This is a genomic window from Paenibacillus sp. LS-5, assembly GCF_056121505.1.
In genome coordinates this window covers 63,853-77,341 of sequence record NZ_JBWAVA010000012.1, presented here as the reverse complement: position 1 = coordinate 77,341, position 13,489 = coordinate 63,853, and the positions used below count along the sequence as shown (strand labels likewise).

Annotated in this window: 11 protein-coding genes; 5 read left to right on the top strand and 6 right to left on the bottom strand. The window is 52.4% G+C overall.

The genetic code is table 11. The features are described from left to right. The first annotated feature begins 17 nt into the window (after positions 1-17). The 4 genes from AC0MA3_RS17620 (at position 18) to AC0MA3_RS17605 (ending at position 4,355) form a co-directional block, all read left to right on the top strand. Positions 18-698 (top strand): response regulator transcription factor, encoded by a 681-nt coding sequence (locus tag AC0MA3_RS17620; protein WP_474657215.1) that lies wholly within the window; start codon positions 18-20, stop codon positions 696-698. Next, positions 686-2,131: a HAMP domain-containing sensor histidine kinase gene (locus AC0MA3_RS17615; protein ID WP_474657147.1), complete on the top strand. Its 1,446-nt coding sequence runs from the start codon at positions 686-688 to the stop codon at positions 2,129-2,131. Before AC0MA3_RS17620 ends, AC0MA3_RS17615 begins: the two co-directional genes overlap by 13 nt. Positions 2,132-2,210: 79 nt before the next feature. Further along, a complete protein-coding gene (locus AC0MA3_RS17610) occupies positions 2,211-2,699 on the top strand; it encodes a hypothetical protein (protein ID WP_379163579.1) in 489 nt (162 codons plus the stop codon). 198 nt (positions 2,700-2,897) lie between these two features. After that, positions 2,898-4,355 (top strand): amidase family protein, encoded by a 1,458-nt coding sequence (locus AC0MA3_RS17605; protein WP_474657146.1) that lies wholly within the window; start codon positions 2,898-2,900, stop codon positions 4,353-4,355. 106 nt (positions 4,356-4,461) lie between these two features. On the opposite strand, the gene AC0MA3_RS17600 is transcribed toward AC0MA3_RS17605, so the two are convergent. Beyond that, positions 4,462-5,019 (bottom strand): SLOG family protein, encoded by a 558-nt coding sequence (locus AC0MA3_RS17600; protein ID WP_379163586.1) that lies wholly within the window; start codon positions 5,017-5,019, stop codon positions 4,462-4,464. 164 nt (positions 5,020-5,183) lie between these two features. After that, on the bottom strand, positions 5,184-7,211 hold the full coding sequence (locus tag AC0MA3_RS17595; protein WP_474657145.1) for a beta-galactosidase: 2,028 nt from the start codon (positions 7,209-7,211) through the stop codon (positions 5,184-5,186). A 119-nt stretch (positions 7,212-7,330) separates the two neighbouring features. Here AC0MA3_RS17595 and AC0MA3_RS17590 point away from each other — a divergent pair, with 119 nt between their 5' ends. Continuing rightward, positions 7,331-8,167, top strand: coding sequence for an AraC family transcriptional regulator (locus AC0MA3_RS17590; RefSeq protein ID WP_474657144.1), 837 nt, complete (start codon positions 7,331-7,333; stop codon positions 8,165-8,167). A 23-nt stretch (positions 8,168-8,190) separates the two neighbouring features. Here the strand turns inward: AC0MA3_RS17590 and AC0MA3_RS17585 are convergent, their stop codons facing one another. From AC0MA3_RS17585 to AC0MA3_RS17570, 4 genes are all read right to left on the bottom strand, one after another. Next, positions 8,191-10,194, bottom strand: a complete 2,004-nt coding sequence (locus tag AC0MA3_RS17585; protein WP_474657143.1) for a beta-galactosidase — start codon at positions 10,192-10,194, stop codon at positions 8,191-8,193. A gap of 154 nt (positions 10,195-10,348) precedes the next feature. Next, positions 10,349-11,656, bottom strand: coding sequence for an ABC transporter substrate-binding protein (locus AC0MA3_RS17580; RefSeq protein WP_379163598.1), 1,308 nt, complete (start codon positions 11,654-11,656; stop codon positions 10,349-10,351). 56 nt (positions 11,657-11,712) lie between these two features. After that, positions 11,713-12,546: a carbohydrate ABC transporter permease gene (locus AC0MA3_RS17575; protein WP_379163601.1), complete on the bottom strand. Its 834-nt coding sequence runs from the start codon at positions 12,544-12,546 to the stop codon at positions 11,713-11,715. Further along, on the bottom strand, positions 12,546-13,427 hold the full coding sequence (locus tag AC0MA3_RS17570; RefSeq protein WP_379163604.1) for a carbohydrate ABC transporter permease: 882 nt from the start codon (positions 13,425-13,427) through the stop codon (positions 12,546-12,548). The genes AC0MA3_RS17575 and AC0MA3_RS17570 overlap by 1 nt, the downstream gene beginning before the upstream one ends. Positions 13,428-13,489: the final 62 nt, after the last annotated feature.

Sequence of the window (13,489 nt, the reverse complement as noted above, 5' to 3'; positions counted from 1 at the left end):
GAGACTGCCAATAGATGATGAAATCCATTCTGATTGTTGAAGATGAGGAAGCCATTGCCCGCGTACTTGGCGCTTATCTCAAAAAAGCAGGCTTTCAGGTCACACGCGCCGCAGACGGACGCACCGCGCTGGAGACCTTCGGGATGGCCCCGCCCTCCCTGGTTCTGCTCGATATCAATCTGCCGAATATGGATGGCTTCGAGCTGCTGGGTCTGATCCGTGAGCGGAGCAGCTGTCCCGTAATTATGCTGACCGCCAGAGACTCTATTCACGACCGGCTGGCCGGACTGGACGGAGGGGCCGACGATTACATGTCCAAGCCGTTCATCCCCGATGAGGTAGTGGCCCGTGTAAATGCGGTGCTGCGGCGCCCCTCCCATTGGTCAGACGGCAGCCGCAAACGCCATTATGGCAGCCTGTTTATTGATTTTGGCGCACACTCTGTATTCCTGAACGGAGCCGAGGTTTCCTTGAGCCCGCGTGATATGTCGGTGCTGCTCTTCCTTGCAGAGCGCCCGAATCAGATCTGTACCCGGGATCAGCTGCTGGAGCAGGTATGGGAGATGGATTATGAGGGAAGCGACCGGGCAGTGGATCTGTCGATCAAAAGGCTGCGCCAGGCCCTGTCCCACTGGCCTGCTGAAGAAGGCGAAATCCGTACGCTTAGAGGAACGGGGTATCAACTATGGACCACCTGAAGTTGAAGAAACAGCGCAAGACACATACCTCCATCCTCTCCTACTGGACGGTCCGGTATCTGCTGATTATCGGCACCGGTCTCCTGCTCACCGCGCTGGTGACCTTTTGGTGGATTCAGCAGGAAGCGATGAACAACCGGATGCAGACCACCGGTCTGCTCGCGCAGGAGATTGCCGACCGTAGCGTGAATGCGGAAGGAAGCCTGATTATTTCCCCAACCCTGGATCAGCTGATTGAAGACCGCAAACGGTTCTTCAAATTGACGCAGGAAATGTGCGTCATTATCACCGGACAGAATGGTGAGCTGCTGTACTCACAGCCGGCTATGACTGACAAAGAGATGCGCTACGAGCTTAACGACAACTTGAATGCCGCGCGCAGCCCGGAGTTCAAGTCGGCCAGCGCCTGGATTCAAGGAAACGGCGAGACACTCGGACAGGTAGTGGTGCTGCAGTCCGTACGATCTCTGCGGTTCATCCCACGGGAGGAGATTACCTTCTTCTCGATTCTGATCGTCTTCCTGATCATCTTAAGCTGGCTGACCATCTATCTCTTGTCCATTAAGCTGGCCAAGCCGATTCAGCGGGTGGCCGCCGCCGCTTCGCAGATCAGCGGCGGTGAATACAACATCATCTTGAAGACGGAGGCCAAGGAGAGGGAAATCCACGAGCTGCTGGTCTCCTTCCAGGAGATGGCAGGCAAGCTCCAGCAGTTTGAGCAGTCCCGGGCAGTGATGCTGGCCGGGGTATCCCATGAACTGAAGACTCCTGTTACCTCCATTAAGGGGCTGGTGCATGCCGTGCGTGAGGGTATTGTGGAAGGCGGGGAAGCTAATGAATTCCTCGATATCGCTCTGCTGGAGGCGGGGCGTCTACAGCGTATGGTCGCAGATCTGCTGGATTACAACGCCCTGGCTGCTGGCATCGTCGCCATCCGTCATGACCGGCTGGATGCTGTTCCGCTGCTGGAGGAGGTTGTCTACCAGTGGAAGCTGACTCAGAGCGAAGAGGTATGTGAGCCGATACTGCAATTGCCGGTACGGTCTCTGTTCCTTCGGGGCGATCCGCTGCGCATCCAGCAGATTCTCGTCAATCTGCTCAACAACAGCGTACAAGCCAAGCTGCCGGGACACCCCCTCCAGTTGACCCTCCGCCTGGAGGAGAGTCACCAGGGACATGCCAGGATTAGCGTAAGCGATAATGGGCCGGGCATCCCTGAAGAATGCAGCGAGCGAGTCTTCGAGGCTTTCTTCCGCAGCAGTGATAAGCAAAGCACGCTGAGAGGGCTGGGGCTTGGATTAACCTTCAGCCGGCTGCTCGCCGAAGCCATGGGCGGCAGTCTGAAGCTCGGCGAAGGGCCGGAACAGGGCTGCACCTTTATGCTCACCCTGCCGCTGGCCCAGCTGCAGAGCAGCTCTATACGCACGGCTTAATATGTAGTGCCGCGGCTCCTCTCCGTGATATAATCACATGTACACCTGATTTAATGAAACCGTGAACCGGAGGCTGTTTATGCTTACTTTTGAACAAAAATTGGCGATCCTTGATTCCTATGACCAGCTTGAACGCCGCAACGTATCCCTCGGGCGTGTGAACTATCACTTCGAGCAGAGCAGACATGACAAAAAGACCGTTGCCTCTCATCTGCATCCTAACGGAAACGGGTTTGTCTACGCAGGGCTGCTGCGGGGCTATGAGACAGATGACAAGGGTCTGGTTAACATCCGCGACTATTCTGAGGCTGAGCTGCGGAGTCTTCTGGATGCTTCCATCACCTCCTTGTCTATGTATATCCCGGAAGCCCCTGCTCCCGCCAAACGCAAGAAGAAGGCTGCTGCAGAAAGCGAATCCCTGTGGAACAACGCGGAGGGGAATACTCTCAGTCTGAAGTTTGAGGAAGATTTATGGTATCTCTATGCCGGGCTGCAGCTGGAGATGGCCTTCGAGACACTTGAAGAAGCCGAGGAATACCTCGCGGAAGAAGGCTTCACGAAAGCCTGATAATAGCTGGCTGACCACCTTGGATACCCTGCGTTACTTAGACCTGCATGAAGCATGACAATGCTTGCGTGCAGGTTTTTTGACCTCTATAGATGTAACTCTAGTCGGAACCGGTGAAAAGATAACTATCAAGACACCGAAAACTGTGGTTAGATGGAGAAGAAGTCCACTCCTAAACGGAAAGAAGCGTGAACCCGTATGCAGTTTGAAATCGTGGAGGCAACCATTCCGGAGATCCAGTCCCTGCTTGATATCGGTGATATCACATCGAAACAGCTGGTTCTCATGTATCTTGAACGTATCGCCGAGCATGACAAAAGCGGACTGACAGTCAACTCCGTGCTGGAGATCAATCCCGATGCCCTGTTCATTGCTGAATCCCTGGATGTGGAACGTTCCCTGCAAGGACCGCGCGGACCCATGCACGGAATTCCGGTCTTGCTGAAGGACAATATTAATACAGGGGATAAAATGCACACCAGTGCCGGTTCGCTGGCGTTGGCGGATTCTTTTGCCGGGAAAGATGCTTATTTGGTCACCAAACTGCGCGAAGCCGGAGCGGTCATTATGGGTAAAGCCAATATGACTGAATTCGCCAACTTCATGACAAATGGCATGCCGTCCGGATACAGCTCACGCGGAGGACAAGTGCTGAATCCCTACAATATATCTACACCTACAGGCGGTTCCAGCGCCGGCTCTGCGGTAGCTGTGGCCTGCAATTTCTGCACAGTATCCGTGGGAACTGAAACCTCTGGCTCGATTCTGAACCCCGGTAATCTCGGCTCAATCATCGGCATCAAGCCGACCGTGGGGATGATCAGCCGTTCGGGTATTCTGCCGCTCTCGAATACACAGGATACTGCGGGACCTATGGCACGCACGGTCCGCGATGCGGTACTGCTGCTTAACGCGATGCTGGGCAAGGATGACAGCGACGCCGCCATGGGCACAAGCACAGGCCGTCTGCATGAGGATTACACAGTTTTCCTTGACCCGAACGGGCTGCAAGGCGCGCGGATCGGCATCCCGCGGGATTATTATTTTGAAGAACTGACGGACGAACAGCTTGCGCTGTTCAACGCTTCGGTGGAACGGATGCGCGAGCTTGGCGCAACCATCATTGATCCGGCAGAGATCCGAACCGCACGCGAGATCCGTTATTCCTCCGTGGTGCTGAATGAATTCAAAACCTCGCTGAACGCATATCTGGCTGCCCTTGGACCGGGAGCCCGGATACGCACACTCAAGGATATTATTGACTTCAATCATGCCCATCCGATGGAGACTCTGAAATATGGTCAGGCCACACTGCTCGACGCCGAATATACCTCTTCCGGTACATTAACGGAACCGCAATACCTCCGCGACCGGGCAACGGATCTCAGGCTCTGCAAGGAGCTTGGCATTGACGCTACCATGAAGGAGCATCAGCTTGATGCACTGCTGTTCCCCGCGGATTTCGGGGCAAGGATCACCTCCAGAGCAGGTTATCCTTCCATCGTCGTGCCTTCCGGCTACACTTCTGCCGGTGCCCCCTTTGGGGTAACCTTCTCGGCGCAGGCTTACCAGGAGCCGGTGCTGATCCGCCTGGCGTATGCCTACGAGCAGAATTACAAGGTCCGCAAAGCGCCTTCCCTGCAAAGCTTCATATAAACAGAAAAGATACCATCCTTGTGAAGGATGGTATCTTTATTTGCGGGATAAGCTGCTTTTTCTATTCTTCAGCGATTCCCGAACAGAACTCATAGGTCTGTCCTCCTCATTCATATCCGCGTTGACTTTCCTCATCCGCAATATTCTGGATTTCCTCGGCATGCATTAGATAGAGGTTATAGTGTCCCTCTTCATGCAGCTTCTGTACCCGGTCTTTCAAGAATTTCGGACTTCCTTCCGCTGCATCTTCATCGTAGAACAGCAGAATCCCGTCGCTTTTGCGCAGCAGCAGGTCATCTCGGGCCCGGAACTGCCAGCTTCCGTCGTACGGAGCATTGCTGACCGCACCGTAATAATCAGCCCCGGCAACAATCCGCCGGTATTCATTCTGCTTCTCTTCCTTCCACTTCTCTTCCGGGGCGGCATGTGCAGTAATAATGCCCAGCTTCAGTCCGGGATACTGCTGCTTCAGCTCCAGCACTACCTCGCATGCCCAGAGATCCACCCCGTATTGTCCGGGGGTGATGATCCAGTCCACTCCATCCTCGATCAGAGGGATCAATCTGTTTTTTAGCGCTTTTTTGATATAGGGAATCCCTTGATGTTTGCTGTCAAAAATCCCGAGCTCATGCGCACGGTAGCCTGTTACCAGTAAGGTTGTCATGTGCTGCCTCTCTTCTGAACCGTTAATCTTCTTATCGCTCTATCCTGCATTATACCATTTTGGCCTCTCTATAGGTCGAGACCATAACGGCGGGTTTCACAGCATACAAAAGGACGATTCTCCAGGCTATGAAGCCTGGAAAACCGTCCTTTTAGATTACTAGATTACTTGTCTGACAAAATCAGTACGCCACGCCCCGGAACAACAGCCGTACCGCTGAAGCTCTTACCTGTCAGCAGATCGGTACGCTGCACAGAACCGATATCGGCGCTGAGTTCACCTTCTGTATGGTTCAGCAGGAACAGATAGGATACACCGTCCTTAACGCGTTGTACGGACTCAATGCCTTCCGGTGCACTGACCAGCGGCTGAATCTCTTTGTCTGCACACAGGTTCGACAAGAACCCTTGCAGGAAAGCCGCATCCGGACTGGTTGCCACATAATAGGCCTTACCTTCGCCAAAGCTGTTCACCGTCAGAGCCGGCATACCTTTATAAAAGTCAGTGCCATACTCTGCCAGAACTTCTGCGCCTTCAGCGTGAATCAGATCGCACAGTAACGCGCATGGATAGGTGCGGTTCAGCGCTCCCCACTCTTTACTCATCACGATTTCATTGCTCATCCCCGGCAGCAATGCATCGATTTCCTCAGACCAGATGCCGAGTACGTTGCGCAGTTCTCCAGGATAGCCGCCTACGGTAACCAGATCATTCTCATTTACGATTCCGCTGAAATAAGTCGTAACGAATGTGCCGCCTGCCTTCACGAAGGCTTCAACCTTTTCGGCAAACCCAGGCTTAATCATGTACAGCACCGGAGCAATGACAATTTTATATTTCAGCAGGTTTTCTTCCACACCGATCATATCGGCTTCGATATTCTGCTGGTACAAGGCATCGTAATATTTATGCACTTCATTTACATAATCCAGTGCTACGGAAGGTCCGCTCGACAGATCCAGCGCCCAGCGGTTTTCCCAGTCGTAAATAATACCAATCTGTGCTGCGCTGCGCGCATCCAGAAGCTGATCACCCAGAAGCTCAAGCTCTTTGCCGAGCTCCGCACATTCACGGAATACCCGGGTATGCTCATGTCCCACATGCTCAATGACTGCACCATGATACTTCTCGCAGGCACCGATGGAACGGCGGAGCTGGAAGAACAGCACAGTATCCGCACCGCGCGCTACCGCCTGATAGCTCCACAGACGCATCACGCCCGGACGCTTCAGCGAGTTGTACGGCTGCCAGTTCTGCTGGCTTGGCGTCTGCTCCATCAGCATGAACGGCTGGCCCTGCTTCAGACCGCGCATCAGATCATGCGTCATGGCCGTATGGCTGACCGGTGTATCCAGAGACGGGTAGTTATCCCAGGAGATGACATCCATATGCTTGGCCCATTCAAAATAATCGAGCTCCGGAAAGAAGCCCATTAGGTTCGTGGTGACCGGAACGTTCTTGCTGTGCGCCTTGATCGCATCATACTCCAGCTTGTAGCATTCCAGCAGACTGAAGGACATAAATCTGCGGTAATCGAGCGATATCCCCTGGAAGTTGGTCCGGTTGCCATTCCATTCCTCACTCAGCTCGTTCGGCACAACGATTTCTTCCCAGTCATAGAAGGTATGTCCCCAGAAACGGGTATTCCAGGCTTTATTCAGAGCATCCAGCGAGCCGTAACGGTTCTTCAGCCAGACTCTGAAAGCTGCCTCGGATTGCTCGGAATAATCGTAACCGCCATATTCATTGGAAATATGCCAGGCTACCAGTCCCGGATGGTCTTTATAGCGTTCTGCCAGCTTGCCTGCAAGCTTGGCAGCAAATTTGCGGTAAACCGGACTGTTCGGGTTGGAGTTGTGGCGTCCTCCGAATTTGCGTTTTCTGCCCTGAACATCCACCCGGGTTACTTCGGGATAACGGTGAGCCATCCAGGCTGGATGCGCCCCGGTGCTCGTAGCCAGGCAGACATAGGTTCCATTGTTATATAAGCGGTCCATTAATTCATCAAGTCCGGAAAAATCGTAGATATCCTCAGACGGCTGAATTAGCGCCCAGGAAAATACATTAATCGTAGCGACATCAATCCCCGCCAGTTTGAACATCCGTTCGTCCTCTGCCCATACAGGCGCGTCCCACTGCTCCGGATTGTAATCTCCGCCATACCAAATTTTCGGTAATTTATCGTTGATCAAGCATCGCACATCCTTTATAGTATAAGTATATTCATATTGTAACCGTTTGCCGATCCCCTTTAAATATAATATTACCGCTGTGTCATATAATAATATGGAACTTACAGGAGTCGATCATTATGTTCGTGGCAGCACCGCAAAGAATTGTATTCGGACAGGAAGGCGGATATCATCTTCCGATTACGCTGGACAGTATGGGTTATAATCCGGACCAGGAAAAGGTATCACGGCCGGAGGGTTATCATGTCTATCACTGGCTTCAGACTTCGCAAGGCGAAGGATTGATTCATTTCGAGAATAAAAAGCTTACGCTACCCGAAGGCAGCGGCGTACTGCTGCAGCCGGGAACTCCACACCGCTATGAAGCACTCTCCGCTGAACCTTGGTGCACTTATTATCTAACCTTCGGAGGAAGCTCCGCCCGGCATATCCTGGATTCACTAGGGATGAACGCCAACTCCTTTTACCGCTGGGAGAGCGGGGCTCCACTGCCCCTAATGCTGAAGGAAATGCTCGACCGCCATGATGCCGCAGAGGATTTGTTCAGCCTTGGCGCTTCTACCGATGCCTATCGTTTCCTTCTTACGTTGAACAAATACGGATATTTGCACAATAATACCGCCATTTCCCGCAATGTGGACAAAGTGCAGCCTTTGCTGAAATGGATGGACAGCCATTATGGCGATCCCGATATTGGTCTCCACGATCTTGCCATGCAGCTCGAGGTATCGGGACGGTACCTCAACAGCCTCTTCCTGCACACTTTTGGCCTCTCCCCTTATGCCTATTTCGTCCGCTTGCGTATCCGCAAGAGCAAGGAGCTGCTAGTCAGCCAGCCGGATCTTACCGTAAAAGCCATCTCGAAACGGGTCGGCTTCCGCGATGTCAGCCACTTCGTAGCCACCTTCCGCAAACAGTCCGGAACAACGCCAGAACAATTCCGGCGGCTACACTGATTCCTCAGACACTGGAGGATGGTTCAGCTTTCTTTCCTCAGAATCTCAACGGCGTACGGAGCAAGTTCAACCGGTCCGGATCGTGTGGCACCGGTTAGAGCGCTGCGGTAATGCTTGTCCAGCCCGACAGTCTGTGCCGTCCGGGTAAGATTCAGCAGGAACAGCAGATCTCCCGCCTCCCCGGTCCGCGTGAAGGCCTGCACGCCGTCCGGCAATCCCGGAAACAGGCCCAGCTCTGCCTCCAGCGCGATATCATGGAGAAGCTTCTGCCAGTAGTCCTCTCCGGCATGAGTTCCGATATAATAAATTCTGCCTGCACCGAAGCGGTTCACGGTAACTGCAGGAGCTCCGGCGAAGAAATCGTCGCCATACCAGGCAATCGGCTCTGCCCCTTCCGGCCGCAGAATGTCGCACCATTGGCTGCATTCATATAGAACCCCCTCACGATCACGAAGCAAATGAGATTCGCTTCCGACCGGGTCATATTCCTCTACTGTAAAGCCTGCTGCATGTGAGAATAATCCGGGAAGAGGCTGCATCACACAAATGTTGCTCATATTCTTCACGCCGCTGCGGTTCGTAAGGATCACCGTCCCCCCGGCTGATGCACAGGCCTCCAGGGACCGGGAGGCTTCTTCATCGTGCAGGTACAGACTGGGCGCAATCACCAGCTTGTATCCTTCAAGCGGCTGCCGCCAGTCGATGACATCACAGCTGATGCCAAGCTTGGTCAGCGCACGGTGGTACAGCTTGATGTTCTCATAATAGTCCATGCCCTCGGCCTGGGGCTGAATGCGCAGCGCTGCCTGCTGCTCATGCGAATACAGGATAGCAGCCCCGCTGATGACCTCCGTCCCCTCCAGCACCGGGGACAAGCGGTTCACCTCACCGCACAGCTGTGCGAATTCGGCGAACCTCCGCCCAGGCACATTGCTGTGGTCGATCAGCCCGTGCCAGAATTGCTCCGCTCCGGCTGCGGCGCTGCGCCAGCGGAAATGCACGACCGTATCGGCTCCGCGCGCAATCGCCTGCCAGGCATAAGCGCGGATGAGCCCCGGGTACGGTGTCCGCCACATCGGGAACCAGCAGCCCGGAGGCCCGCTAAGCTGCTCCATGATCCAGAAGTTCCGGCGTTTGATGCCCCGGGTCAGATCAAGAGAAAGCGCCCCGCTGTACGGCGCAGTTGACTGCTTCTGCGGGGACGGATTGGGATAATAATCGAAGGCAGCCACATCCAGATCCTCGGCCAGCCCATGCATGTTCAGCCGCTGCGGATAGCTGTGGAAATTATGGGTAATGAAATGCTCCGGGCAGACCCGGCGCAGAATCTCCACCTGGGATCGCTGGAAGCCGATGCATGAATCCCACTGGAACCGCTGGTAATCCAGCAGCAGCGAAGGATTCTGATGCGGCGAACCGCCGTAAGGTACCGTAACCTCCTGCCATTTGCTGTATTCCCCGCTCCAGACCACGGTTCCCCATTCCTGGTTCAAATGCTGGGGAGTCCCATATTTCGCCCGTATCCAGTCCCGGAATTCTTCATTGCAGCGGTCGCAGCAGCAGTCCAGCATGCTGAATTCATTATCTGTCTGCCAGCCGATTACAGCCGGATGGCTGCTATAGTGATGAGCCAGGCGCTCAATGATACGGTTTCCGAATTGGCGAAGGGAGGTACTGTTGTAGCAGCGGTGCCCCCGCACCCCTTCATGAAATGTCTGCCCGTCCGCAAAGACCGGCAGAACATCCGGGTAGTTCTGTGTCAACCAGCGCGGCGGTGTAGCCGTGGGCGTCCCGATCACAACCTGCAGGCCATACTTGTGAAACAGATCTATCGCCCTGTCCAGCCAGTCAAACTGAAAATCCCCTTCCACCGGTTCCAGACGGCTCCAGGCGAACTCTGCCACCCGGACCACTTTGACCCCGCTGTCCTTCATTAGCTTAACATCCGGCTCCCACATGGATTCCTCCCAGTGCTCTGGATAATAATCAACACCGACTTGAACGTTAGCATAACCTTCTCTGGCCATTCTCCCACTCCCTTTCTTCTTTCTTATTGTAAAACAATTAAAGGCGCTCCGCCTCACATCAAAGATGAGATAGACGGAGCGCCTTTTGTTAATCCACTTTATCCAACTGCTAAATACTAATTTGGTCCGTGCTTCGGACTCTCTGTTTAACGAATTATTTCTTCAGCTTGTCCCAAGCCGCCTGCATGCCTTTTTCCCAGCCGGCTTCGTCGGTTTTACCAGCGATCAGCTCTTGGATGACACTTGCGAATTCCTGAGTTACACCATCAGGGAATTTGGAAGCTTGCAAACCGTATACTTTGCCTTCTTTAACATAGTTCCATACATCGGCACCAAGAAGACCAATATCTTCAGGGGTTGCTGGAATGGTGGACAGGGCAGGAATGAACTTCCATTTTTTCACGATATACTCTTTACCCATGTCTGAAGTTACGAGCCAGTTCAGGAAGGTTTTTGCTTCTTCCTTCGATCCGGAATCCTTGTTCACAACCAGGTTCGCAGGAACACCTACAGACAGCTTATCGTTCATCGCAGCATCGTCGTTGATTGGCATAGGGAACATACCAATGTTCATGTTAGGAGTGATGTTGTCAACCAGAGTCTGTGCCCAGTTGCCTTCCTGCATCATAGCTGTTTCGCCCTTGGCGAACAAAGCCAGGTGAGTATTAGCATCTGTAGTCAAAGGATTTTTCTGTCCGTATTTCACAGTCAGATTAAGCAGGTTGCTCCAATCCTTGAACTTCTCGTTACCCACGATTGTGGAAGTTCCGGCATTTAGGCCCTTGATGAACTCATCCACATTATCCTGTTGTGCAAAAGCTACGCTAATCCCCTGAATCCCCAGCAGCCACCATTCCTGATAGGCATTGCCGAATGGAGTTACACCGATCGCCTGCAGCTTCTTAGCGTCTTCTTCCAGCTCGGAAATGGTTTTTGGAGTTTCTTTGATGCCTGCTTTGGCAAACAGGTCTTTATTGTATACATAACCGATACCTTCAAGGTTCATCGGCATTCCGTAGGTTTTACCGTCTTTGGTCATTGGCTCAGCAGCCAAAGGAATCAGATCCTTCACCCAAGGCTGATCGGACAGATCTTCCAATTTGTCACCCCATAGTGCCATTTCAGCATAACCGCCGTTCGAGAAAATATCAGGAGCATCGCCGGAAGCAAATTTAGTCTTCAGGGCTGCCGCATAGTCAGCACCGCCGCCGACAGTCTGGATATCCAGCTTGATGTTAGGATATTCTTTCTCGAATTCAACCTTCAGCTCGTTCAGGCCTTCCACGATTTCAGTCTTGAATTGAAAGATTTTAACCGTTTTCACTTCACCGGATTTGTTGCCAGCGTTTCCACTTGATGCATTATTTGATGCGGCATTATTTGAATTACCGCCACAAGCCGCGAGTGCTACTGACATTAGCATTACAGATGACATTAACAGCGCAGAACGTTTCTTAAACATTTTATTTCCCCCTTGTATAATTTAACTGATTAATATGTGGAACGGGGGCCCGGGTATTAACCTTTCACCGAGCCGGCCGCAATTCCCTCAACAATGTAACGCTGCATGAACAGATAGAAGATCACGATTGGAGCAACCCCGATGGTCAGTGCCGGGAGCGCCATATCCCATTGCTTCGTATATTGGCCGAAGAACGAGAAGGTGGCCAGCGGAATGGTCCGCAGTCCAGGTGCCTGTAGAATCAGTGACGGAAGCAGATAGTCATTCCAGATTCCCAGAGCATTCAGAACGATGATGGTCATCAGCATCGGCTTCAGTAGAGGAAGTACAATCCGGAAGAATGCAGAGATCGGATTACAGCCGTCGACCGTTGCCGCCTCTTCAATCTCAAGAGGTACGGACTTGATGAAGCCGTGGAACAGGAAGATCGCCATCGGAATACTGAGTCCCAGGTTGGAAATAATGAGACCCACAAAGGAGTTATTCACTCCTAGTACATTAACGACCTTTAGGATTGGAATCATGATGGTCTGGAACGGAACGACCATAGCGGCTACGAACAGCAGCAGCAGCACCCGGTTGAACCGGCTATTGGAGCGAACCATACGGTAAGCAGCCATTGCGCTGAACAAAGAGATCAGAACCACACTGATGATGGTGACAATCAGCGAGTTGCGGAACGCTTCAGAGAAGCGGGCCAACCGCCATGCGTTCGAGTAGTTCGACCACATGAAGTGCTGCGGCCAGCTTGCAGCATCGCTCAGGATCTCCCCGAAGGATTTCACCGAGTTCGCCAGCAGGAAATAGAAAGGCGAGAGGAATAGAAGCGCCAAAAGAATCATGATTACTTCAATTCCGATATTCCATCTGCTTTTGGACTTTGCATTCATTAAGCTTCTACCTCCTTGCTCTTCGTCACACGGACCTGAATGATAGTGATAATCGCGACAATCAGGAAGAAGAGCAGCGCTTTGGCCGTACCCAGACCGTAACGGTTGTTCAGGAAGGCTTCATTATAGATGTTCATGGCCACAGACTCCGTCGATTTGAACGGTCCGCCTTTGGTCAGGGACAAGTTCAGGTCGAACATTTTGAAGGACCAGGAAATCGCCAGGAACAGCCCGATGGTCACTGCAGGCATAATTAAAGGAACGATAATATTGCGAAGCACCTGCATCCGGGATGCGCCATCAATCTCAGCAGCTTCGAGCACTTCTTTGGATACGTTACTGAGTGAAGCGATATAGATTACCATCAGATAACCGGAAGACTGCCAGATAAACACCATGACGATGGCCCAGAAACCGGTTGTTGCATCACCCAGCCATGGAAGGTTAAAGAAAGACCAGCCGGTGATATCGCCCATCGTGGCGAAACCCTTGATGAAGATAAATTGCCATATAAACCCGAGCAGCAATCCCCCGATCACATTCGGCATGAAGAAAATGGTACGGAGCATATTGCGTGTTTTCAATGGTTTTGTCAGCAGATAGGCCAGAAAAAAGCCCACTACATTGGTCAAAACAACTCCCAGCACAGTAAATCTCACGGTGAACCAGAAGGATGACCAGAAATCCGGATCATTTGTAAATATCGCTTTAAAGTTATCAATGCCAACCCAGCTTACGTTACCCGATACGCCGTTCCAGTCCGTGAAGGAATAGTACATCCCCATTAGAAATGGAATAATAGTAATCAGGGTAAAAAACAATAAAGCCGGACCCACAAAAAAAGTCTGTTGACCAAATTGGGACAACTTCGAACCGCGCATTCACCCGTCCCCCTTTCTTTTACTCACTCACTTGTTTATGATCTAAACATATTATCTATTTT

What these genes read in the sequence shown, in the direction of transcription:
- AC0MA3_RS17585 (WP_474657143.1), bottom strand. Translation starts at nt 10,194, where the DNA reads ATGGCCAGAGAAGGTTATGCTAACGTTCAAGTCGGTGTTGATTATTAT.
- AC0MA3_RS17590 (WP_474657144.1), top strand. Translation starts at nt 7,331, where the DNA reads ATGTTCGTGGCAGCACCGCAAAGAATTGTATTCGGACAGGAAGGCGGA.
- AC0MA3_RS17615 (WP_474657147.1), top strand. Translation starts at nt 686, where the DNA reads ATGGACCACCTGAAGTTGAAGAAACAGCGCAAGACACATACCTCCATC.
- AC0MA3_RS17570 (WP_379163604.1), bottom strand. Translation starts at nt 13,427, where the DNA reads ATGCGCGGTTCGAAGTTGTCCCAATTTGGTCAACAGACTTTTTTTGTG.
- AC0MA3_RS17610 (WP_379163579.1), top strand. Translation starts at nt 2,211, where the DNA reads ATGCTTACTTTTGAACAAAAATTGGCGATCCTTGATTCCTATGACCAG.
- AC0MA3_RS17575 (WP_379163601.1), bottom strand. Translation starts at nt 12,546, where the DNA reads ATGAATGCAAAGTCCAAAAGCAGATGGAATATCGGAATTGAAGTAATC.
- AC0MA3_RS17580 (WP_379163598.1), bottom strand. Translation starts at nt 11,656, where the DNA reads ATGTTTAAGAAACGTTCTGCGCTGTTAATGTCATCTGTAATGCTAATG.
- AC0MA3_RS17600 (WP_379163586.1), bottom strand. Translation starts at nt 5,019, where the DNA reads ATGACAACCTTACTGGTAACAGGCTACCGTGCGCATGAGCTCGGGATT.
- AC0MA3_RS17605 (WP_474657146.1), top strand. Translation starts at nt 2,898, where the DNA reads ATGCAGTTTGAAATCGTGGAGGCAACCATTCCGGAGATCCAGTCCCTG.
- AC0MA3_RS17620 (WP_474657215.1), top strand. Translation starts at nt 18, where the DNA reads ATGAAATCCATTCTGATTGTTGAAGATGAGGAAGCCATTGCCCGCGTA.